A 21,739-nucleotide genomic window follows, 5' to 3' on the forward strand; every position below is an offset into this window, starting at 1 on the left:
ACCGCGCGGCTGAAGCGGGATGCGAAGAACCCGATCTTGGTAAGTCCCGCTGAAACTTACCGGCCGCGTCAGATGCGTTCCCGCACGGATGTCTCAGGCTGCAACGCCAGCTTTTGGGCGCGCGGGGCGCGGGCACCGACGAAGACGTCGAAGCGGCCGTTCTGCCAGACGACATCGTTTGTCGTCCAGGCGCGCAGCCAGGCTGCCAAGGTAAGAAGCTCGCGGCCAAGGAAAGCCAGCGGCGCGTAGCGCGAGACATGCCAGCCCTTGAGCCAGGACAATCCGGTCTCGGCCGCGAACAAGCCCGTCAGCGTCATGGCGAAAGCCTCGATCGCGGGCATCCCGAGAACCGGCGCGGCAAGGGCTGCGGCCAAGGCCGTGGGCAGCGGACTGACGATCGGCTCCAGGGGGAAGGTCAGCGGCTCATGCGTATGGCGAATGACGCTCCAGCGCACTTGCCGGTCATAGACCTCGCGCAAGGTCCGCCAGCCGATGAGCTGACGCAGCGGGCGATGCGCGAAGACGGTGCGCAGGCCGACCGCGTCGAGCCCCTTGGCGATGGCGGTATCCTCCGCCAGCGTATAGCTCATCGCGTCGATTCCACCCGCCCTGGCGATATCGCTGCGCCGGAACAGCATCACTTTGCCGACCCCGTAGCCGAAGCCGAGAGCCGACGCGGTGAGCAGCAACCGCGCATGGGCATTGATGGTGACGGCCTCGATATGGCCGGCGAGCGAATATGCCTGTTCGGCGATCGGCACACCGACGACCATGCCGATGCCGGGCGCGAAATTCCGCATGAAAGCGGCGAGCGTATCCGGCTCAAGGATGATGTTCGAATCCTTGACGAGGATGTAATCGTGCGAGGAGGCGGATAGCGGCGCATCGAGCGTGTTGAGCTTCGGGCTCACCGCGAAATCGGACTGCGAGCGCAGGATGCGCGTCGGAACCTGCGGATGGCCCATTTTCAATGCCAGCGCGGTTTCGAGCGCCGGCGAGCCGGCCTCGGCCGCACTGAACAGCACCTCGTATTCCGGATAATCCTGACCGTAGATGGAGGCTTGGGCCGTGGCAAAGCCCGAATGTTCCAGTTTGATCGGCATCACCGCCGTAACCGGCGGCTGCTCGAAATTTTCGGCGCGATTGCCCTGAAGCAGCGGCTGAAGCAAAGCGCCGATACAGGTCGCGAAAAACACGACCAGCGCGATGACGAGCCAAACAACGCCCAGGTAGGATAAGAAAATCATCAGCGTCCTTGACCTGCCCCCGATTTGCGAGGCGACACGCAAATCACACGGTCATACCGAAACGTCAAATCATCCCGGCGACGGCCCGCAGTCGAGCACATCCTGAGCCGCGGCTCAAGGCCAAGGCTCAAGTTCCGAACTGAATTGAGAGACCGGCCCTTTTATATCAAGTGGATAGCAGTATATCCGGCGAGAAAGGCCCGACTGCCCGGAACGGGCCTTAAGCCTTGCCTTCGAGGCTTTCGAGTTCCCCGATCAGCTCTTCGACCATACCGAGGCCGATCTGCCAGAAGGCCGGATCGCGCGCATCGAGGCCGAACGGCGCCAGAAGTTCCGAATAATGTTTGCTGCCGCCCGCCGCGAGCATAGCGAGATAACGCTCGGCGAACCCCTCGCTCGCCCGCTGATAGACGCCGTAGAGCGAATTCACCAGGCAATCACCGAAGGCATAGGCGTAGACATAGAAAGGCGAGTGGATGAAGTGCGGGATATAGGCCCAGAACGTTTCATAGCCGGGGCCGAGGCGGATGGCCGGCCCGAGGCTCTCGCTCTGCACGCTCATCCAAAGTTCGCAAATCTTCTCGCGCGTCAATTCGCCATTGCGGCGCTCGATATGCACCTTGCGCTCGAAGAGATAGAACGCCGTCTGCCGCACGACGGTGTTGATCATATCCTCGACCTTCGCCGCCAGCATGGCGCGGCGCTCGGTGACGGAGGTGGCTTTGGCGAGCAAAGCGCGGAAGGTCAGCATTTCGCCGAAGACCGACGCCGTTTCGGCCAGGGTGAGCGGCGTTGACGCCATCAAGGCGCCGTTCGGCGCGGCAAGCACCTGATGCACGCCGTGGCCGAGTTCATGCGCCAGGGTCATCACATCGCGCGGCTTGCCCTGATAATTGAGCAGCACGTAAGGATGCACCGAGGGCACGGTCGGATGTGCGAAGGCGCCCGGCGCCTTGCCGGGCCGCACCGGCGCATCGATCCAGTTGCGATCGAAAAACTGTTCCGCGATGCCCGCCATGCGCGGCGAAAAATCAGTATAAGCGCCGAGCACCGTGTCGCGTGCGTCGTTCCAGCTATAAGTCCGTTGCGGCACGCTCGGCAGCGGCGCATTGCGGTCCCAGAAGTCGATTGCCTCCTTGCCGAACCAGCGCGCCTTCAATTTGTAATAGCGGTGCGAGAGGCGCGGATAGGCCGATTGCACCGCCGCAGCGAGCGCATCGACGACCTCGCGCTCGACGCGATTGGCAAGATGGCGTGAATCGGCCACATCCTTGAAGCCGCGCCAGCGATCCGAAATCTCTTTATCCTTGGCGAGGACATTGGTGATGAAAGCGAAGGTGCGCAGGTTCTGCGAGAGCGTTTCGGCAATGGCGCCAGCCGCCTCCTTGCGCACTTCTTCTTTCGTATCCTGCATGAAATTGAGCGTCGGCTCCAGCGCCAGTTCCTCGCCGCCGATCTTGAAGCGCAGGCTGGTGATCGTCTCGTCGAACAGACGGTTGAAAGCGGCGCGGCTCGTCACCGATTTTTCGTGGAACAGCCGCTCGAGGTCGTCGGCAAGTTCGTAGGGCTTGTCCTTGCGGATATCGTCAAGCCAGGGGCGATAATGGTCGAGCGGCGGGCGCGCCGCCAATTCGGCGATCACAGCGTCGTCGAGCCGATTGAGTTCGAGCTGAAAGAACAGCAATCCGGTCCAGGCCGCGTTCAGCTTTTCTTGCGTATCGCTGTAGAATTTCACCCGCACCGGGTCGGACGTATCGCCGGAATAGACGAGACTTGCATAAGAGCTCAGCTTGCCGGTGAGCTCGTCAAAGGCTTCGTAGCGGCGCACGGCATCGATCAGAAGGTGCGACTTGGGATCGGCGAGGTCTTGAGCGGCCAACGCGGCGAGCTTGCCGCGATAATCTTCCGCAAAGGCTTTGGCATCGTGTTCCGCGCGGACGAGATCCTCGATGAGCTGCGGCGAATCCATCCCCGGATAGAGATCGGCGAGCGACCATTCGGGCAGCGGGCCGAGCGCAGGCTCGGCGGCATGTGCGGCGGATGTTGAGACAGCGGAATTGGCATGCGACGTCATGAGGGGACCGTACCGGGCAAGGCTCTGTTGCGGAAAGACCGACGACCAATACCGTAGCTGCGCCGCGCGCGAAAGCCGTCCAGCGGCCATTGCCGCCTCGGCGGTCCATCGCGGCGAAGCCGCCGAAAACGGCCTTGAAACGGCATTTTAGCCGGCTGCGCGCGCGCCGAACCCCGGAACTGTGCCGCAATAGGCCTCCCATTAACATCGCATTTACCCTGATGGGCCAGCATGAACCTCGATGGATTGCCGCCCTTGCCCCGACGTGGCGCTGGCCGGCCAAGCCATAGGTCGAGGAAGCGAACCGGCACGGGGCTAAGCCCCCGCTGGCCCAACGGCGGCATGATGTCGCCCATAAAGAAAGTGCCAATGTCCTCACTCGTGCTGATTGTCGACGACGATCCAGTGCAGCGCCGGGTTCTGGAAACGCTCGTTCGCCGCTTTGGCTATGAATGTGAATCGCTCGACAGCGGCGCGGCGGCGCTGCAGCGCCTCGAAGCGCGTGCGCCTGAAATCGATCTCCTGATTCTCGACCTCGTAATGCCTGACATTGACGGCATGACGGTGTTGGAGCGTATGCGCGACCAGAAACGCGCCGTCCCGACCATCGTGCAGACGGCACACGGCTCGATCGAGACAGTGATCTCGGCCATGCGGGCGGGAGCGAGCGATTTCGTCGTCAAGCCCGTCGGCGCCGAACGGCTGCAAATCTCGATCAAGAACGCGCTGCGCGTCGAGGCGCTCGAAGACGAGGTGCGCAGGCTCAACCGCCAGGCCGCGGGGACGCTGACCTTCAAGGATCTGCGCAGCAAGAGCCCCGATATGGACCGCGTCATCCGGCTCGGCGAACGGGCGGCGAAATCGACAATCCCGGTCCTGCTCGAAGGCGAATCGGGCGTTGGCAAGGAAGTCATCGCGCGGGCGATCCAGGGCGCCTCCGACCGGCGCAGCAAGCCGTTCGTCACTGTCAATTGCGGCGCTTTGCCGGAAAATCTCGTCGAATCGATTCTCTTCGGCCACGAGAAGGGCGCCTTCACCGGCGCGACCGAACGCCACCTCGGCAAATTTGTCGAGGCCAACGGCGGCACTTTGTTTCTCGATGAGGTGGGCGACCTGCCGCCGGAGGCGCAAGTCAAGCTGCTGCGCGCGGTTCAGGACGGTGAAGTCGATTCGGTTGGCGCCAAGCGCCCGACCAGGGTCGATGTCCGCATCATTTCGGCGACGAACCAGGACCTGATCGATCTCGTCAAGCGCGGCATCTTCCGCGAGGATCTCTATTATCGCCTGAACGTCTTCCCGATCACTATTCCGACGCTGCGGACGCGGCGCGAGGATATTGCCGATCTCGCCCGTCGCTTTGTGGCGCGATTCGCGGCGGAGGAGGGCAAGCCGCTGCGCGGCATCAGCGCCGAGGCCATCGCGCTGCTCAACTCCTATCCCTGGCCGGGTAATGTGCGGCAATTGGAGAATGCGACCTTCCGCGCGGTCGTCCTCGCCGACAGCGATGAACTGACGGTCGCCGAGTTTCCGCAGATCGCCGCCCAGGTGAAGGGCTTCGATGTCCGCATCCCGCCGGCGCCCGCCTCGCTCGTGCGGCCGGCGCGGCCGGAACGCGAAGTGGTGCGCGTCGAGGTGCGCGATCCGAACGTTCTGCCCCTGCTCGACGGCGCGGGAAACCTGCGCCAGCTCGATCATATCGAGGCCGAAACGATCAAATTCGCGCTCGCCTATTATCGCGGACAAATGTCCGCCGTGGCGCGCAAGCTCGGCATCGGCCGTTCGACCCTCTATCGCAAGATGAAAGAATACGGATTCCATCAGGGCGATGACGAGAGTTTGATGGACAAGGACCCTGACGCAGGTGATGCCGCTGCCTAGATGTCGCTAATCGATCGCTATGCGGACAATGCGTCTCGAAGGCCGGCGACGGTCTCGATGCGCGGGGCGTGATTTTTCACGCAGCCGCCCAATTTAATTTACCGTTTTATGTTATCGCATCGTTGGTGAATCTCCGGCGTAAGGACGCGCATGGACCGCGACGCTCAATTACGGCTTGGCCTGCCTATTGTACTGGCAATCTGCCTTGGTTTGGCGCCGGCCCGCGCACAGGCTCCGGCGGCCGAATCGCACGCGAATCTGGCCGCAGCGACGCCGAAAGACCCCTTCGCGTCCGACGATATCACCGGCGCGATCCCGACCGCGCGCGAGACGACGCTGCCCGACGGCGGCGCGGAAGCCATACCGGCGCAAAATGCCACTCCGGACGTGCCTGCCCCCGGCGCGCCATCGGCCGCGACGCCGCTGCCAAAAAGCAGCGCGTCGGCTCCGGCTGCCGCCGCCCCGAGCATTGCGCCCAAGCCGCTCACCGGCTTTGCCGCCGCGATCAAGACGGCGCTCGATTCCTGGCCGCCGCCGCAGGGCAAGGGCCGCCAGGCCGCCGAATTGTGGCTCGAGCACAAGGATATCGCTGCCTATTACTCAGCGCGTGATTATACCCCGCTCTGGATCAGCGACAGCAAGCCGATCGCTGCCGTCGCCAGCATCAAGACCCGGCTCGCTTTGGCGGGCGATGACGGGCTGAGCCTCGCGGGGATTCCGCAGGCGGATTTTTCCGGCGACACCAACCATCTCGCCGCGGCGGAAATCGCCTTTTCGGAAGAAATCGTTGCCTATGGCCGGCAGGCCAGCGGCGTGCGCATCGATCCGCAGGACATCAATCCGTTGATCGGCACGAAGCCGGATGTCGCCGCGCCCGGCCTCATTCTTGGCACCGTTGCCGCCGCGGGACTTGACGGCGGCAAGATGCTGCAAGGCTTCAACCCGCAGCAAAAACCCTATCTCGCGCTGCGCGCGAAGCTGATCGCGCTGCGCCAGCAGGGCCATGACGCCGTCGCCGGCGAGTCCATTCCGCCCGGTCCCTCGCTGAAGCTCGGCATGACCGATCCGCGCGTGCCGCTGATCCGCGCGCGCTTTGGCCTCGATGTGGTGCAGGGCGATGCGGATCTGATCTACGATACGCAGGTTGCCGCCGCGGTGGCGGATTTTCAGCGCGCCAACGGCCTGCGCGTCTCCGGCGTTTTCACCCCGCGCACGCTTGCGAGCCTTACAGCGGAGCAGAAGCCGGACGTCGCAAACGAGATCATCGCCAATATGGAAACCTGGCGCTGGATGCCACGCAATCTCGGCCAGAGCCGCATCGACGTGAACATTCCCGATTTCGAGGTGCGTGTCGTTCGCGACGGCAATGTCGTCCTGACGAACAGAGTGGTGGTCGGCAAGCCGGCGACGCCGACGCCCGTGTTCTCCAACACGATGAAGTTTCTCATCGTGAACCCGTACTGGAACGTGCCGCCGTCAATCCTGCACAAGGAAATGCTGCCGCATCTCGCGCGCGACCCGTTTTACTTGCAGCGCATGGGTTTCGAGACGTTCTATCTTCACGGCCATCTCATGGTGCGCCAGCCGCCGGGTGAGAGGAACGCGCTCGGCCAGATCAAGTTCATGTTCCCCAACCAATATTCGGTTTATCTTCACGACACGCCGCAGCGCCGTCTCTTCGCGGAGACGAAACGCGCGTTCAGCCATGGCTGCGTGCGCGTCGACCAGCCGTTCGATTTCGCCGAAACCATTCTCGGACCGAAATGGCCGCAAGAACGCATCAAGCGGCTCGTCGGCGGCAAGGAACACTATGTCTTCCTGCCGATTCCGCTGCCGATCCATATCGAATATTTCACCGCCTATGTGGATGACGACGGCCATCTGGTGCTGCGCGGCGACATCTACGGCTATGAGCACCGGATCGAGCAGGCACTGGGTCTTGTGGGTTGATTAACATCGCAATTCTGTCTCGCGCGATATTGACGATCGCGCCGCGAATCAGCGAAGATTCTCATTCGAAACGAAAAGCGGCGTTCGTTCTCACTTGCGGTCGTGATCAAGTGCGCGGCGAATTGGCATCATCGCCGACACAGGTTCGCCACATTTGCTGGCTTACCTGACTTGGTCTTCATCTTCGACAACGCTTAAGAGTGTCATTGATGCAGGACAACCGTGGAACGGGGGTGACGTTCCTGCTTCGGCGATGGAACGTTAACGGTTCTCGGTAGAGATGCTGTTCATTCGGCGGAGACGCCGCAACTAGCAGATCGGCGTAACGCCGCATCCGAGAACCGGGGATTTGTTTTGCCAAAACGGCATTCCGTAACGGACCTGAATGTGCGCGCCCGATGGCGTAACGGTTATGCGATTGCAAATTTGATTGGCGCGAAGCTCGCCACGGCAAAATCCTTCCTCAATCTCCATCCATTTTGCAGCAAAGTTCTCGCTGCTGGCTTGATCGGCGCCACTTTCTTTCTCTTCGCGCCCGCCTCCACCGAATCCGCCGGCGCCAATGGCGATACGCGGACGATTTATCTCTATCACGCGCACACCGGTGAATCGATCGACGCCACCTATCGTGTCGACGGGCATTACGATCCCGAGGTTCTCAAAAAGCTGAACTGGTTCCTGCGCGACTGGCGACTGAATCAGCAAACCAATATGGACCCGCGTCTCTTCGATGCGGTGTGGGAAGCCTATCGCGGCGCCGGCGCGACAAACCGCATCGTCGTTTTGTGCGGCTATCGCTCGCCGCAGACGAACGCCATGCTGCGGCGGCGCTCGCGCGCGGTCGCCGAACATTCGCAGCACATTCTCGGCAAGGCCATGGATACGACCATGCCCGGCATGTCGATGGAGCGTGTGCGCGAATCCGCCATGCGGCTCGAACTGGGCGGCGTCGGCTATTATGGCGATACGAATTTCGTCCACATCGACGTCGGCGGCGTACGCGCCTGGCCGCGGATGAGTTATGCCCAGCTCATGCGCCTTTTCCCCGACGGCAAGACGGTTCATATCGCGGCGGACGGGCGCACCTTGCCGGGCTATGAGCAGGCGCGCGCCGAGCTCGCCGCCAATGGCACCGCTATCGCAAGCCTGCCGCCGGCGCAGAATTCGGGCATCGGGACTTTCTTCGCCTGGCTCTTCGGCAAGGGCGGCAGCGGCGACGACGAGGACAACGCGGCGACGCAGCAGCAAGCCCCCGCGCCGCAGCCCGTCGAAACAGCGGCTGCGCAAATACCCGCCGCGCCGGAAGCGGCGATGCAGGCCGACGCGACGACCGGCAGCATTTCCGGCCAGCCGGCAACGGCTGAGCCAGAGGCAGCGGCCCAAACGGCCGAAGTCGATATGCCCCTGCCGCCGGAACGCCCGACAGGTCTGACGTTCGCAGCCGACGTGCCATTGCCGCCCGAGCGTCCCGCTCTGGCGGTCGCGGCGGCGGTTCCGGCCAACGATGCAGCCAGCGCCGCGCCGATGGCCGTCGCCGAGGCGGAGACCGCCGCGCCCGAGCTTCCCGGTATCATCACTCAGGGCCCCAGCGATGGACGCCCGACGCAACAGCTTTCGCGCAGCTACGGCGCGCTTTCACAGGCCTTGGCCTATGCGCCGGTCGCGCAGATGGAGGGCCTGCGTTCGGCGGTGCGCGGCGCTGAGGCGGCCTCTGTTCCGAAGCGGACGGCGCGCGCCGCCGTGACCATCGTCCCGGCGCGGCTTGACGGCTCGAATTTCGGCACGCTCACCGGCAGCACCGATGTAGCGGAGCTTGTCAGCGCGACGATCTTCGGCCCGACGCTCGCGGGCCTGCGCAGCGCGGCGCGAGCCGAGAACAGCGCCCTTTCCGCCCATCCGTCATCGGGCTATCTGGCACGCTTCGAAAACTCGGCGACGGCGCTCTCGGCCGACCAATTCCGCGGCCCGTCGGTCGCGGCCCTCAGCCAGGACCGCCATCTCGTCCTTGTCGACACTCCGCCGGGCAATTAAGCGGAAGCTTCAGCGCGCGGCGAAAATGTGAGCCGCCGGAGCGGCGCTGGCCGGTACTTCCCGCAGGGTCCATGCGAGGAGAAGCGCGAAAAGCGCCGCGACGGAGATTGCGCGGAGCATCTGCGCGGTCGAACAGGCGCTGCGCACCTTGATCATGCGCAGGGGTCTTCGTGGCATGATCGACCGGCTCCGCGGCTGGGAATACGAAAACGCACCACGATCGAGAGACTGGTGCTGCGCTCGATCATTAAATTAACCATATTTGGTTAGCGATCCTTTACCCTGTCCCGGCCGGCCGCCTGAGAGCGTGGCTGCGAAAGCGCGCTGGATCCGGCGCCGAGTTGCATCGATTTTGCTTAATAAGCGTTGGGAAGAAAAACGATTTGAGAGGCCGAGTTGCGGACCATGGGGCCTTCCTTTGACGAAATGACACTTCCGGACGGCGAGACACGCGCCGTCTATGAAAAAATCGCCCGCTGGCTGGAGGAAACGCCGCCGGAACATCTCGCCTCCCGCCGGGCGCAGGCCGAACTTTTGTTCAGGCGAATTGGCATCACTTTCGCCGTCTATGGCAGCAAGGATGCGGCCGAACGCCTGATCCCCTTCGACATCGTGCCGCGCGTCATCGGCCGCGCCGAATGGAAGCGTCTCGAGACAGGGCTCTTCCAGCGCGTCAACGCGCTGAACATGTTCCTCGCCGACATCTACGGCGCGCAGGAAATTCTCAAGAGCGGCCTTCTGCCGCCCGATATCGTCCTCAACAATCCATTCTATCTGCCGGTGATGCGCGGCCTCAAAGTGCCGCACAATATCTATGTCCAGATCGCCGGCATCGATGTGGTGCGGATCGACGAGAACGATTTCTACGTCCTCGAGGACAATCTGCGCACGCCCTCCGGGGTCTCCTATATGCTGGAAAACCGCGAGGTGATGATGCGGCTCGCGCCGGATCTTTTCGCCGAGCATCGCGTCGCGCCGGTCGAGAATTATCCTGACGTTCTGCTCGCGACGCTGCGCTCCGTCGCGCCGGAGAGCACGGCGGGCGAGCCGGCCATCGTTCTCCTGACGCCGGGCCAATATAATTCGGCCTATTACGAACATTCCTTCCTCGCTGACCGGCTTGGCGTCGAGCTTGTGGAAGGCCGCGACTTGCTGGTGAAGGACGATGTCGTCTACATGCGCACGACCGAAGGGCCGAAGCGCGTCGATGTCATCTACCGGCGGATCGACGATGCCTTTCTCGATCCGCTCGCCTTCCTGCCGGACTCGGTTCTCGGCGTTCCGGGCCTGTTTTCTGCCTATAAAGCGGGCAATGTGACGCTGGCGAATGCGGTCGGGACCGGGATCGGCGATGACAAGGCGATCTACAGCTACATGCCGGAGATCGTCGAATTCTACCTCGGCGAAAAACCGATCCTGAAAAATGTGCCCACCTGGCGTTGCCGTGAGCCGGCGGCGCTCGCCTATGTGCTCGCGCATCTGCCGGAACTCGTCGTCAAGGAGGTCAATGGCTCGGGCGGCTACGGCATGTTGATCGGCCCGCATGCGAGTCAGGCGGAACTGGCGCTATTCACCGAGAAGCTGCGCACCGATCCCAACAATTTTATTGCCCAGCCGACTCTCGCGCTCTCGACATGTCCGACGGCGCTCGAATCCGGCGTCGCGCCGCGCCATGTCGATCTGCGCCCCTTCGTGCTTTCGGGTTCCGACGGAGTGCGCGTGGTGCCCGGCGGCCTCACCCGTGTCGCGCTGAAGGCGGGCTCCCTGGTCGTCAATTCCTCGCAAGGCGGCGGCACCAAGGACACATGGGTCGTCGATGACAAGGACTGCAGCGCGACGCCCCCGCTGCCGTACGATGTTTCCCAAGCGCAACAGATGTTGTAACGCATTAACCTATCGCCCGAATCCCGGCCCCACGGAATAAGTCATGCTGGCTCGGACTGCCGACAATCTCTACTGGCTCGCACGCTATATGGAGCGGGCCGATTTCCTGGCGCGGATCATCGACGCGACGCGACGGCTCGCGACCGTGCCGACCGCCGAGGCGGGGTCAGGTACCGGAACGGAATGGGACAGCGTGCTCGAAGCCTCCGGCGCGGCGGAGGCTTTCCGCAAGACGACCGTCGTGGCCGACGAGCAGCATGTCGTCGAATATCTCGTCTTCGCCGAGGACAATCCCTCCTCGATCTGTAATTGCATCGAGCTGGCGCGGACCAACGCGCGCGCGGTACGCACCGCGCTGACGGCGGAAATGTGGGATGCGATCAATAGCGCCTGGATCGAACTCAAGCGCTATCTGCAGGCGCGCGCCAACAGCTCGCATTTCGATCGGGTCGAGCTGACGCGCTTCCTCGATTTCGTCAAGAAGGCTTCGCTCGATTACGACGGCGCCGCGCATCGCACCATGCTGCGCAACGATGCCTATTGGTTCTCGCGTCTCGGGCTTTACATCGAGCGCGCCGACAACACGGCGCGCATTCTCGACGTCAAATACAACATCCTGCTGCCACAGACGGAGACCATCGGCGGCTCGCTCGATTATTTCCAATGGGCCTCGATCCTGCGCGCGGTCTCGGCGCTCACCGCCTATCATTGGGTTTACCGCACGAGCCTCAAACCCTGGCTCATCGCCGACCTGCTGATCCTGCGTATCGAAATGCCGCGCTCGCTCATCGCCTGCTATGACAATATCGTGCGCTTTCTCGATTCAATCGGCCAGGTTTACGGGCAGAAAGGCACCGCCCAGGTGCAGGCGCATCAGATCATGGCGCGACTTTCAAAATCGTCGACGAAAGAAATTTTCCAATCCGGTCTGCACGAATTCGTCACCGTCTTCGTCGAGGACAACGCCCGGCTCGGCACGACGATCTGCGAGCAATATCTGTTCGAGTAAACCGATTTCTGCGTATCAAGCTCTGCAAAAGCAGGGATAGCGGCGGTACGGATAGAGCCGTGGATTTTTGGCCGCAGGCGTGCCAAAACACGCGCCAATTCAACCGCGCCGCCGGAAAGCTTTTGACGCAAACTCACGAAACTCTCACCAGCTTTCGGAAGATCGAGGTTAGTTCGAACCGCAGGTTCGGCCTGACGATTGGCGCCGTTCTGCTCGCGCTGACATTCCTGCCGCTGCTGCACCATCGGGCTCCGCATTGGTGGCTGCTCGCCGTCGCGGCCATCTTTCTCATCGCTGGCGCGGCCTTTCCGGCCATCCTCGCCTGGCCGAACCGTATCTGGTTCAAGTTCGGCCTGGCGCTGAACACGATTGTCAGCCCCATCGTCATGGGGGGATTATTCTTCGGCGCCGTCGTTCCGATCGGCTGGCTCATGCGTAGATCGGGCGAGGATATTCTCGGCTTGCGCCTGGCGCCCGAAGCTTCGACATACTGGATCACACGCGACCCGCCGGGACCGCCGTCGGGATCGCTCGGCAAACAATTCTAGGGAGGGCGCGAATGTCGATTTTCGCAGAGCTTCTCGAATTTCTCAGCGCGCGGAAGAAGTTCTGGCTGATTCCCTTGCTGGTGCTTTTTCTGGTCTTCGGCGGCCTGCTCATCCTGAGCCAGGGCTCCGCCCTCGCGCCCTTCATCTACACATTGTTCTAGCCGAGAGATGCGCGTTCTCGGCATTTCGGCCTTTTATCACGACAGCGCCGCCGCCGTCGTCGCGGACGGGCGCGCCATCGCAGCCGCGCAGGAAGAGCGCTTCACGCGCAAGAAGCACGACCCGGCATTTCCACGCAACGCTATTGAATATTGCCTGAGCCAGACGCCGGGCCGTGCCGCCGGGATCGACCGCGTCATTTTCTATGAAAAGCCCTTCGTCAAATTCGAGCGCCTGCTCGAAACCTATCTCACCTTCGCGCCGCAAGGCTTCGCCTCATTCCGCAAGGCGATGCCGCTCTGGATCGGCGAGAAGCTGTTTCAGCGCGACCTGCTGCTTCGCGAGTTGAAAGCGATCGATCCCGCGCTCGGCGAAAAATCCAAACTCGGCTTTACTGAGCATCATTATTCGCACGCGGCCTCGGCTTATTATCCATCGCCCTTTACCTCGGCGCTCGTGCTGACGATGGACGGCGTCGGCGAATGGGCAACGACGACCGCGGCGCTCGGCCGGGGCGACGATCTCAACATCATCAAGGAAATCCGCTTCCCGCATTCGCTCGGCCTGCTCTACTCCGCCTTCACTTATTACACCGGGTTCAAGGTCAATTCCGGCGAATACAAAGTGATGGGGCTCGCGCCCTATGGCACGCCGAAATATGCGCAGACCATTTTCGATCATCTGATCGACCTGAAGGACGACGGTTCGTTCCGGCTCAATATGGATTATTTCGCCTATTGCACGGGGCTCACCATGACCGATGCGCGCTTCGACGCATTGTTTGGCGGTCCGCCGCGCCAGCCCGATCAATTGCTCGACCAGCGCCATATGGACCTTGCCGCCTCGATCCAGGCGGTGACGGAAGAGGTCGTGCTGCGGCTGACGCGCGGGCTCGCGGCTGAAACAGGCGAGAAGAATCTTTGCCTCTCCGGCGGAGTCGCGCTCAATTGCGTCGCCAACGGCAAGATTCTCCGCGATGGCAAGTTCGAACGCATCTTCATCCAGCCCGCGGCGGGCGATGCCGGCGGCGCGCTCGGCGCGGCTCTCGCCGGCTATTACGACGGACGCCGCGACGCCGGCCTGAAATCCAGCGTCATGAAACCCGACGCCATGCAGGGCGCCTATCTCGGCCCCGCCTATGCGCAGGACGATATCGAACAGCGTTTGACACATGCCGGCGCGAAATTCCACACCGCCGACGACGCGGCGCTGATCGATGAAACCGCCGCGGCGCTGGCGGACGGCAAGGCCGTCGGCTGGCATCAGGGCCGGATGGAATTTGGCCCGCGCGCGCTTGGCGGACGCTCGATCCTCGGCGATCCGCGCTCGCCGACCATGCAGAAAGCGCTGAACCTCAAGGTGAAATATCGCGAGAGCTTCCGCCCCTTCGCGCCCTCGGTTATGCGCGAACGGGTCGCCGAGTGGTTCGACCTCGATACGGATTCGCCTTACATGCTGCTTGTCGCCAATGTGAAGGAGACGCGCTGCCGCAAAATGTCAGCAGCGGAGGAGCAGCTTTTCGGCATCGACAAGCTCAACGCTGTGCGCTCGGAGATTCCGGCGGTGACGCATGTCGATTATTCCGCGCGCATCCAGACCGTCCATAAAGAGACGAACCCGCGCTATCATGCGCTGATCGAGAAGTTCGCCGAATTGACCGGCTGCCCGGTGCTGGTCAACACCAGCTTCAACGTGCGCGGCGAACCGATCGTCTGCACGCCGGAAGACGCCTTCGCCTGCTTCATGGGAACGGACATCGAGTTCCTCGCGATCGGCAATTGCATCCTGCACAAGAGCGAGCAGGACCCGGCGCTGAAGCGCGATTATAAGGACGCTTTCGATCTGGATTGATCTGCGAGGCTATTGCCGAGCCGTCTCCGGCGTAAGCCGCTCCATATTTTGCGGCTCTATGTCCGGAAAATTTTTCTTCAGGAACGTAAAGAGCCGCTCAGCACGAATCTTATTTGCAAGCCCTGTCGGGTGTCCGTCACCTGTGATCTCATAGCGTGGGTCGCCATATTCGTTATCGATCCCGTAATCGAGGACCGTCGCGCCGGCCGACTCCAAGGCCTTGACGATTTTATCGTCATTCCACGTTTCCAATCTTTTGAGATAGCCGGGATTGCGAAGGTAATAGACGAGAATCGGCTTCTTATATTTCTCTCTCGCCAATTGAACAGTCGCGCGCGCGACATCCACGAATATATCGATGTCGCTATCGCGAACGATCGAAAGGCGCGGCGCGACGAAAACACGATAGGCTGCAAAATAGGTCCAGGGTGAAACGGCGGGGTGACAGACGCCTTGCAGCTCAATCTTGCCATCGCGATCCACATAACGAGGCGCGCCGGTGACAAACGATGCCTTGCAGGACGTTCGCTCCGCTTGCCACGGCGCGATAAATTCCACCAGAAGTCGCGATCTATTCAAAAGCCCGTCGAACATGCCGGTCTGCATCTCGATCAGGGCCTGCGAGACGTTGTAGGCCGAAAATCCTAAATTGTAGATGGGGTAGGCACGCCCCTCAAGATCGGCGAATTGCTGCGGTAGCGTCTGCGCATCGTTCAGGCCTTCGCCAAAAACATAGGAATCGCCGAGAAAGGCGATTCCCGCACCGCTCGAAGCGGCATGTGTCTTGCGCAGAAGGTTATTATCGATCGTGTAGATCACATCATAGACGACGCGGCCATTCAGGGTCTTCACCGCCCTGTAGCGCCCTTCACGCGCAGGTCGCCAGCCCAGAATGGTCTGCCGACCGTCGAGACTGCGCTTCGCGTCCGAAATATCTCGCTTGGTGGTTTCGCTCTTTGGTTCCGCGACCAGCGCGGCTGTCTCCAAGAGGCATATGATCGCAAAAAAACTAGCGAGCGTCAGGCAGAGATTTTGCGCAGCACCGCGCCACCGGAAAACGCCGAACAAAGCGAATGCGAAACAATAGCCGAGAAGCAAGATCGCCGGCAATTTCGCGAAATAAATCAGAAATCCGCCAATTAAATATAGCAACGCGGCAATAATGATCTCGGCGAGCGGGCGCATACCTCATCCCAAAATTTCATATTTATGCAACCTCCGGTAGCATCAATCTTGCAAAGCCTCAAGGCCAAGCATTAGCTAAGGCCTTCTTCCCTAAGGGAGAGAAAGGCGCGCAAAATAGGGAAAGGATTCCGATCTCCGGAGTGCGCAGGTGACTTCAACGTGCGCGGCGAACCGATCGTCTGCACGCCGGAAGACGCCTTCGCCTGCTTCATGGGAACGGAAATCGAGTTCCTCGCGATCGGCGATTGCATCCTGCACAAGAGCGAGCAGGATCCGGCGCTCAAGCGCGATTATAAGGACGCCTTCGATCTCGATTAATGCGCCGCCCTACAGAGCGGCGCCTGACCTTCCGCCGAGAGCGACAGCGCCGGGCCAAAATGCGCAATGATGTAGTCCTTGAGCATCGCCGCGCGAAGATTGTTCGCGTAAGCATTGGGATGCGGGTCACCGGCGAGCGTGAGCGGCTTTCCGGATTTTTCGGGGAGCGACACGTCGAAGACGTAAGGAGCGCCAGCGCGCAGCCTCGCGATGATCTCATCATCGGTAAACCCGGTTGCCCGGAGATAGCCGGGCGGCGCCCGCATATAGGCGATCACCAAGGGGACGCCATATTTCGTCTGCGCGAGATGGGCGGAATCGAGCAGGATGCGAATATAGAGCTCGATATCGGCATGCGTGACCTGATCGAAATTGCGTTCGATGAAGACCCGATAGGCGGCGCTGTGCTCTGCCCATTCATGCAGGCCCAGTTTCAGTCCGCTCATGCAACGGCCTTGATAGACGGCTTTGCCATCGACGAGCGCATAGCGCGGGCCATTCCCCCCCCAAGCGGATTTGCACGCGGTGCGCTCCGCATGCCAGGGCGCCGTAAGATAAACGAAGAGCTTGGGCTGCGAGCCGAGGAGCCCGTCGAAAACGCCGAGTTGCATTTCCCGCAGGAATTGATGGGGTCCATAGCCGGGAAGGCCAAAGTTCAGCACGCGCAAATTATCGCCGAATGAATCGGAAACCTGTTGTGGCAGCGTGTCGGCATCGTTCAAGCCCTCGCCAAAGGTAAACGAGCAGCCGAAAAAGCCGACCGTCGGCCCGCTCGCACATGAGCGGGTTTGACGCAGATGATCGCGATCGATGGAATAAGTTACATCATAGATCGTGGCGCGGCTCTTCGGATCGATGCGCGTGACGTGAAATTGTCCGGCGTGTCCCGGCTGCCACCCGAGAGGCGCCCAGGGGACGATAAAGCCACGCGGACTGTGAACAACAGGGGGCGGGCTTAGGAGCGTAGCGACGCCCTCTACAGCGCAAAGACCGAAAGCCAGGGACGTCGCGACGAGCGCGCCGTCGCGCCAGCCGCCACGCAGAAAGGACGTGAGAAAGGCGAGCGCGATAGCAAAAAGAACAAACGTCCAGAACCTGAAAGCAGGAAGGCTTCGTGACGTTTCAAGATAAACGATACCGGCTATGAGGATCAGAACAGCGACGAGGCGCAGGCCAAGGCCCAGTGCCTTTTTCATTATTAATTCCCCTCGCACGCGCGCGGTCGCATTCCGCCAGGTTGTTTTGGCTGAGTTTATTTAATCGCGGCCGCGTTTACACCCGCATCGGCATCAAGACATAGAGAGCTGATGCGCCCTCGTGGTCGAGCACCAGCGTCGGCGAACCGGCATCGGCCAGTTTGAAGAGCGCCGTGTCGCCGTCGAGCTGGTTGGTGATATCGAGCAGATAGCGGGCGTTGAAGCCGATTTCGAGCGGCGCCGCGTCATAATCGACTTCAAGCTCTTCGACCGCCGAGCCCGAATCCGGATTGGTGACGGAGAGCGTCAGCTTGTTGTCGGCCACGGCCAGCTTCACCGCCCGGCCGCGCTCCGAGGAGATGGTCGAGACGCGATCGACCGCGTCAGCGAAGGGGCCGCGCTCGACCGTCAGCAATTTATCGTTGCCCGCCGGGATGACGCGCGCATAATCCGGGAACGTGCCGTCGATCAGCTTGGTGATCAGCACGACATCGCCGAAGCTGAAGCGCGCCTTGGTCGCCGAAATCTCGATCGTGACATCGGCCTCGAGATCCTCGATCAGCTTCAGCACTTCGGCAACCGCCTTGCGCGGAATGATGATGCCCGGCATTCCAGCCGCGCCTTCCGGAGCGGGAATCTCGACGCGCGCCAGCCGGTGGCCGTCGGTCGCGACCGCCCGCAGCACCGTCGTCTTGCCGCTCTCCGCCGTGTGCAGGTAGATGCCGTTGAGGTAATAGCGCGTCTCCTCGCTGGAGATCGCGAACTGGGTCTTGTCGATCAGCTTTTTGAGATCGGCGGCGGCCAGGGTGAAGCGATGGGTGAAATCGCCGGCGGCGAGATCGGGGAAGTCGCTTTCCGGCAGGGCCTGAAGCTGGAAGCGCGAGCGGCCCGAGCGCAGCAGAAGCTGGCCGGCATCGCCGGCCGCTTCGAGCGAAACCTGCGCCCCCTCCGGCAATTTGCGGACGATCTCGTAGAGAATATGCGCCGGCAGGGTCGTCGCGCCTGCCTGGGTGACATCGGCCGGCAGTTTGTCGGTCACTTCGAGATCAAGGTCGGTCGCTTTCAGGAGGACCGCGCTGCCGTCGGCGCTGAAGAGAATGTTGGAGAGGATCGGGATCGTCGTGCGCCGTTCGACGACGCGGTGCACGTGGCCGAGCGCCTTCAGCAGAGTGGCGCGTTCGAGAGTGACTTGCATGGGACGAATCCGGACTCTTCAGGCTTACGGGTTGGGGTCGCTGGCAGGCAGGCGCGGCGGGTGCCGGGCAAGGGGCGCAACTGTGGCGCGGCTCAAGCCAAATCGCAAGCGCCGCCATGCCTGGGTACCCAGTTTTCGCCCGCCTGCGGCTGCGGCGAAGGTGCCGCTGATTTGCCCCGCAGCCACCCGGTTTCGACCATTTTACCCCGCCTTAATCGCGCCGGTTTAGGGTCTCGGGCGCCGGCATGGGTCAGCGCGGCATTATCTGCGAGCGGCGGCGTCAACGAGAATGGCCAAGGAGTGGAACGGCGAGCGGCGGGAGCCGGTCTTCGATGGCTTTCCGGAGCCGGAGGAGAAGCCGCGCCGCGCGCCGCCGAAGAAACGCAAATCAAAGCGCAAGAAGCGCCCGCCGCTCTTGAGCCGGCTTGTCTATTGGCTGCTAATGCTCGGGCTCTGGGGCGCCGTCGGAGCATCCGCGGTCGTCGCCTATTACGCGGCGCAACTGCCGCCGATCGACCAGCTCGCCATCCCCAAGCGGCCGCCCAACATCGCCATTCTCGACGATAATGGCACCCTGCTCGCCAATCGCGGCGACATGGGCGGTGCGGCCGTCCATCTCGCCGAACTGCCGCCCTATCTGCCGAAAGCCTTCGTCGCCATCGAGGACCGCCGCTTCTACGATCATTGGGGCATCGATCCGATCGGCATTCTGCGCGCCCTCGTCCGCGACGCGACTGGCCACGGCGGCATGGAAGGCGGCTCGACGCTGACCCAGCAGCTCGCCAAGAACCTGTTCCTGACGCAGGAGCGGACGGTTTCACGCAAAATCCAGGAGGCCATCCTCGCGCTCTGGCTCGAGCACAAATATTCCAAGGATCAGATCCTCGAACTCTATCTCAACCGGGTCTATTTCGGCTCGGGCGCTTTCGGCGTCGAGGCGGCGTCGCAGAAATATTTCGGCCACAGCGCACGCGACGTCACCCTCGCCGAGGCGGCCATGCTCGGCGGCCTGATGAAAGCGCCCTCGCGCTACGCGCCGAACCATAATCTCGCCGCCGCCACCGACCGCGCCCGCGACGTCGTCAACGCCATGCTGGAACAGGGCTTCATCACCAAGCCAATGGCCGAGCTCGCCCTCGCCCAGCCGGCAAAGCCGGTCAAGCTCAACGGCGGCACGATCAATTATGTCGCCGATTATGTGATGGATCAGCTCGACGCGCTCGTCGGCCCGGTCGATGAAGACATCTCCGTCCGCACGACGATCAGCGCGCCGCTGCAGACCGCGGCGGAGCAGGCATTGCGCGAGGCGCTCAGCGCGAAAGGCGCGCATTATGATGTAACCCAGGGGGCGCTTGTCGCGCTCGACCCGGACGGCGCGCTGCGCGCGCTCGTCGGCGGCCGCGACTATTCCGAGAGCCAGTTCGACCGCGCCACCTCGGCGAAGCGCCAGCCAGGTTCCGCCTTCAAGCCTTTCGTCTATCTGACGGCGCTCGAACACGGCCTGACGCCCGACTCCGTGCGCAACGACGCGCCGATCAATCTGCGCGGCTGGCAGCCGGAGAATTACGAGCATCGCTACATGGGCCCGGTGACGCTGACGACGGCGCTCGCCAATTCGCTCAACACGGTCGCGGTGCGGGTCGGCCTCGAAGTCGGCCCCGCCGCCGTCGCGCGCACCGCGCATCAGCTCGGCATTACTTCGAATCTTGACATCAATCCGACGATCGCGCTCGGCACCTCCGCGGTGACGCCGCTCGAACTCACCTCGGCCTATGTGCCCTTCGCCAACGGCGGCATCGCCGTCGCGCCCTATGTCATCGCCAGAGTCGCAACGGCGAACGGCCATGTGCTCTACCAGCACGCGCCATCGACCAACGGCAGCGTCATCGCGCCGGATTATGTGGCGATGATGAACCGGATGCTAAGCGAAACGCTGATTTCCGGCACGGCGCGGCGCGCCGACCTGCCCGGCTGGCAGGCCGCCGGCAAGACCGGCACCAGCCAGGATTTCCGCGATGCCTGGTTCATCGGGTATACGAGCCACATGACCTGCGGCGTCTGGCTCGGCAATGATGACAACTCGCCGACGAAGCGCGCCTCGGGTGGTTCGCTGCCGGTCGTCATCTGGTCGCGTTTCATGCAGGTCGCGCACGCCGGCCTGGCGCCGGCGCCGCTGGTCGATGGCATCTGGTCAGAGCCCGTGGCGCCGAACATTCCGGTCGCCAACGCCATCGTCAACTTTTTCGCCGGTCAGAGCCAGCCCGCCGCGCAAACGCCGCCGTCGCAGCACTGGCCGCGTGCCGCACAAACGCAAAGCGCGCCGTCTCGACCGGCGCGCCGCGATTATGATGGGCGTTTCCTGCCGCCCGCCTCGATCCCGAATGGAAGCGAGGCCAACCGGCAGCAGGAGAAACCCTTCTTCGGTCTGTTCTAGAGCTTAGTGCACGCTCACCGTCTGCAACTCCTGCTGCAGGGCATTGGCCAGGGCAGCATCGCGCGAATCCGTGAGGATGATCGGCGTGCCGTCAGCGCCCAGCAAAGCGAAAAGCTCAAGACCCGGTTGGAGCGGCGGGGCCTGCGGGAAGAGCCGGCTCACATCCTCGGACCGGAGGGCGCGCACATAGGCGAGCGAACCACCGCCGAGATGGGCGAACTGTTCTTCGGTGAGGGGAGTCGCGGTCTCAACGACCTCTTTGACTTCGTCCAACATTCAACACTCCTTCTGCGGTCTCTTCGAGACCCGCGCGGATGCGAACATTCAGTCTCGCATCATGATATCGATCTTCTTAACCACTCGTGACAGTTCGGGCCGCACGAGATCCACCGTCAACAACCCGTGGGCCAGATCGGCGGCCGCAACGCGCATTCCCTCCGCAAGGAGGAAAACCCGCTGAAACTGCCTGGCCGCGATCCCCCGGTGGAGGAAATCGCGCGGTTTCTCGTCCTGCTGGCGGCCGCGGATGACCAACTGGCCTTCCTCGACCGTCACTTCAAGCTGATCGCGCAGGAACCCGGCGACTGCCAGGGTGATGCGCAGCCTTTCGGGCTCCGCATCGGTCTTCGCGACCCGCTCGATATTGTAGGGCGGGTAACCGTCCGAACCCGCCCGCGTCACCCGGTCGACCATCCGCTCGAATTCCTCGAACCCGAGCAGAAAGGGGGAATTGATGGTCAACATTCGCGACATGGGCGAAGCCCTCAGGCCTTCGATACG

At 62.4% G+C, this 21,739-nt stretch carries 17 protein-coding genes and 1 pseudogene; 10 read left to right on the forward strand and 8 right to left on the reverse strand.

All coding sequences use genetic code 11. From position 1 onward, the window contains the following. Positions 1-68 precede the first annotated feature (68 nt). On the reverse strand, positions 69-1,247 hold the full coding sequence (locus CWB41_RS03140; RefSeq protein WP_115837321.1) for a glycosyltransferase: 1,179 nt from the start codon (positions 1,245-1,247) through the stop codon (positions 69-71). A 220-nt stretch (positions 1,248-1,467) separates the two neighbouring features. Next, complete coding sequence (locus CWB41_RS03145) at positions 1,468-3,321, reverse strand: M3 family oligoendopeptidase (protein ID WP_245411332.1); 1,854 nt, start codon at positions 3,319-3,321, stop codon at positions 1,468-1,470. A 369-nt stretch (positions 3,322-3,690) separates the two neighbouring features. On the opposite strand from CWB41_RS03145, the gene CWB41_RS03150 reads away from it, so the two are divergent. The 3 genes from CWB41_RS03150 to CWB41_RS03160 all read left to right on the forward strand — a co-directional run bounded on the left by CWB41_RS03150 (position 3,691) and on the right by CWB41_RS03160 (position 9,180). Continuing rightward, the gene (locus CWB41_RS03150) at positions 3,691-5,199 is read left to right on the forward strand and encodes a sigma-54-dependent transcriptional regulator (RefSeq protein ID WP_115837319.1); all 1,509 of its coding nucleotides are present in this window, start codon (positions 3,691-3,693) and stop codon (positions 5,197-5,199) included. A 150-nt stretch (positions 5,200-5,349) separates the two neighbouring features. Then, complete coding sequence (locus CWB41_RS03155; protein ID WP_115837318.1) at positions 5,350-7,149, forward strand: L,D-transpeptidase family protein; 1,800 nt, start codon at positions 5,350-5,352, stop codon at positions 7,147-7,149. Positions 7,150-7,575: 426 nt separating this feature from the next. Further along, positions 7,576-9,180 (forward strand): peptidoglycan L,D-endopeptidase MepK, encoded by a 1,605-nt coding sequence (locus CWB41_RS03160; protein ID WP_245441060.1) that lies wholly within the window; start codon positions 7,576-7,578, stop codon positions 9,178-9,180. Between the two features lie 9 nt (positions 9,181-9,189). Here the strand turns inward: CWB41_RS03160 and CWB41_RS16100 are convergent, their stop codons facing one another. After that, positions 9,190-9,357: a hypothetical protein gene (locus tag CWB41_RS16100; protein ID WP_165203954.1), complete on the reverse strand. Its 168-nt coding sequence runs from the start codon at positions 9,355-9,357 to the stop codon at positions 9,190-9,192. A gap of 249 nt (positions 9,358-9,606) precedes the next feature. On the opposite strand from CWB41_RS16100, the gene CWB41_RS03165 reads away from it, so the two are divergent. From CWB41_RS03165 to CWB41_RS03180, 5 genes are all read left to right on the forward strand, one after another. Next, positions 9,607-11,064: a circularly permuted type 2 ATP-grasp protein gene (locus CWB41_RS03165; RefSeq protein ID WP_115837421.1), complete on the forward strand. Its 1,458-nt coding sequence runs from the start codon at positions 9,607-9,609 to the stop codon at positions 11,062-11,064. Positions 11,065-11,107: 43 nt separating this feature from the next. Continuing rightward, entirely contained in the window at positions 11,108-12,073 is a 966-nt protein-coding gene (locus tag CWB41_RS03170) for an alpha-E domain-containing protein (protein WP_115837317.1), read from the forward strand. A 122-nt stretch (positions 12,074-12,195) separates the two neighbouring features. Further along, a complete protein-coding gene (locus tag CWB41_RS03175) occupies positions 12,196-12,621 on the forward strand; it encodes an SxtJ family membrane protein (RefSeq protein WP_115837420.1) in 426 nt (141 codons plus the stop codon). Between the two features lie 11 nt (positions 12,622-12,632). Next, the gene (locus tag CWB41_RS16105; protein WP_165203957.1) at positions 12,633-12,782 is read left to right on the forward strand and encodes a DUF5989 family protein; all 150 of its coding nucleotides are present in this window, start codon (positions 12,633-12,635) and stop codon (positions 12,780-12,782) included. Between the two features lie 7 nt (positions 12,783-12,789). Further along, a complete protein-coding gene (locus tag CWB41_RS03180) occupies positions 12,790-14,631 on the forward strand; it encodes a carbamoyltransferase family protein (RefSeq protein WP_115837316.1) in 1,842 nt (613 codons plus the stop codon). 9 nt (positions 14,632-14,640) lie between these two features. On the opposite strand, the gene CWB41_RS03185 is transcribed toward CWB41_RS03180, so the two are convergent. Continuing rightward, positions 14,641-15,618, reverse strand: coding sequence for an SGNH/GDSL hydrolase family protein (locus CWB41_RS03185; RefSeq protein ID WP_129396385.1), 978 nt, complete (start codon positions 15,616-15,618; stop codon positions 14,641-14,643). A 351-nt stretch (positions 15,619-15,969) separates the two neighbouring features. Here CWB41_RS03185 and CWB41_RS03190 point away from each other — a divergent pair. Further along, a pseudogene (locus CWB41_RS03190) lies at positions 15,970-16,134 on the forward strand (carbamoyltransferase C-terminal domain-containing protein); the annotation flags it as partial. On the opposite strand, the gene CWB41_RS03195 reads toward CWB41_RS03190, so the two are convergent. Both CWB41_RS03195 and dnaN read right to left on the reverse strand, forming a co-directional pair. Further along, positions 16,131-17,330, reverse strand: a complete 1,200-nt coding sequence (locus tag CWB41_RS03195; protein WP_181902979.1) for an SGNH/GDSL hydrolase family protein — start codon at positions 17,328-17,330, stop codon at positions 16,131-16,133. The pseudogene CWB41_RS03190 and the gene CWB41_RS03195 sit on opposite strands and share 4 nt — an antisense overlap. Before the next feature lie 76 nt (positions 17,331-17,406). After that, the gene (gene dnaN / locus CWB41_RS03200) at positions 17,407-18,525 is read right to left on the reverse strand and encodes a DNA polymerase III subunit beta (RefSeq protein ID WP_115837313.1); all 1,119 of its coding nucleotides are present in this window, start codon (positions 18,523-18,525) and stop codon (positions 17,407-17,409) included. A 289-nt stretch (positions 18,526-18,814) separates the two neighbouring features. On the opposite strand from dnaN, the gene CWB41_RS03205 reads away from it, so the two are divergent. Continuing rightward, positions 18,815-20,959, forward strand: coding sequence for a transglycosylase domain-containing protein (locus CWB41_RS03205; RefSeq protein WP_115837312.1), 2,145 nt, complete (start codon positions 18,815-18,817; stop codon positions 20,957-20,959). A gap of 3 nt (positions 20,960-20,962) precedes the next feature. On the opposite strand, the gene CWB41_RS03210 is transcribed toward CWB41_RS03205, so the two are convergent. After that, entirely contained in the window at positions 20,963-21,235 is a 273-nt protein-coding gene (locus CWB41_RS03210) for a BQ00720 family protein (RefSeq protein ID WP_115837311.1), read from the reverse strand. A gap of 48 nt (positions 21,236-21,283) precedes the next feature. Continuing rightward, positions 21,284-21,712: an Hsp20 family protein gene (locus tag CWB41_RS03215; RefSeq protein ID WP_115837310.1), complete on the reverse strand. Its 429-nt coding sequence runs from the start codon at positions 21,710-21,712 to the stop codon at positions 21,284-21,286. Positions 21,713-21,739: the final 27 nt, after the last annotated feature.

The organism is Methylovirgula ligni (assembly GCF_004135935.1).
GTDB classification, from domain to species: Bacteria; Pseudomonadota; Alphaproteobacteria; order Rhizobiales; family Beijerinckiaceae; genus Methylovirgula; species Methylovirgula ligni.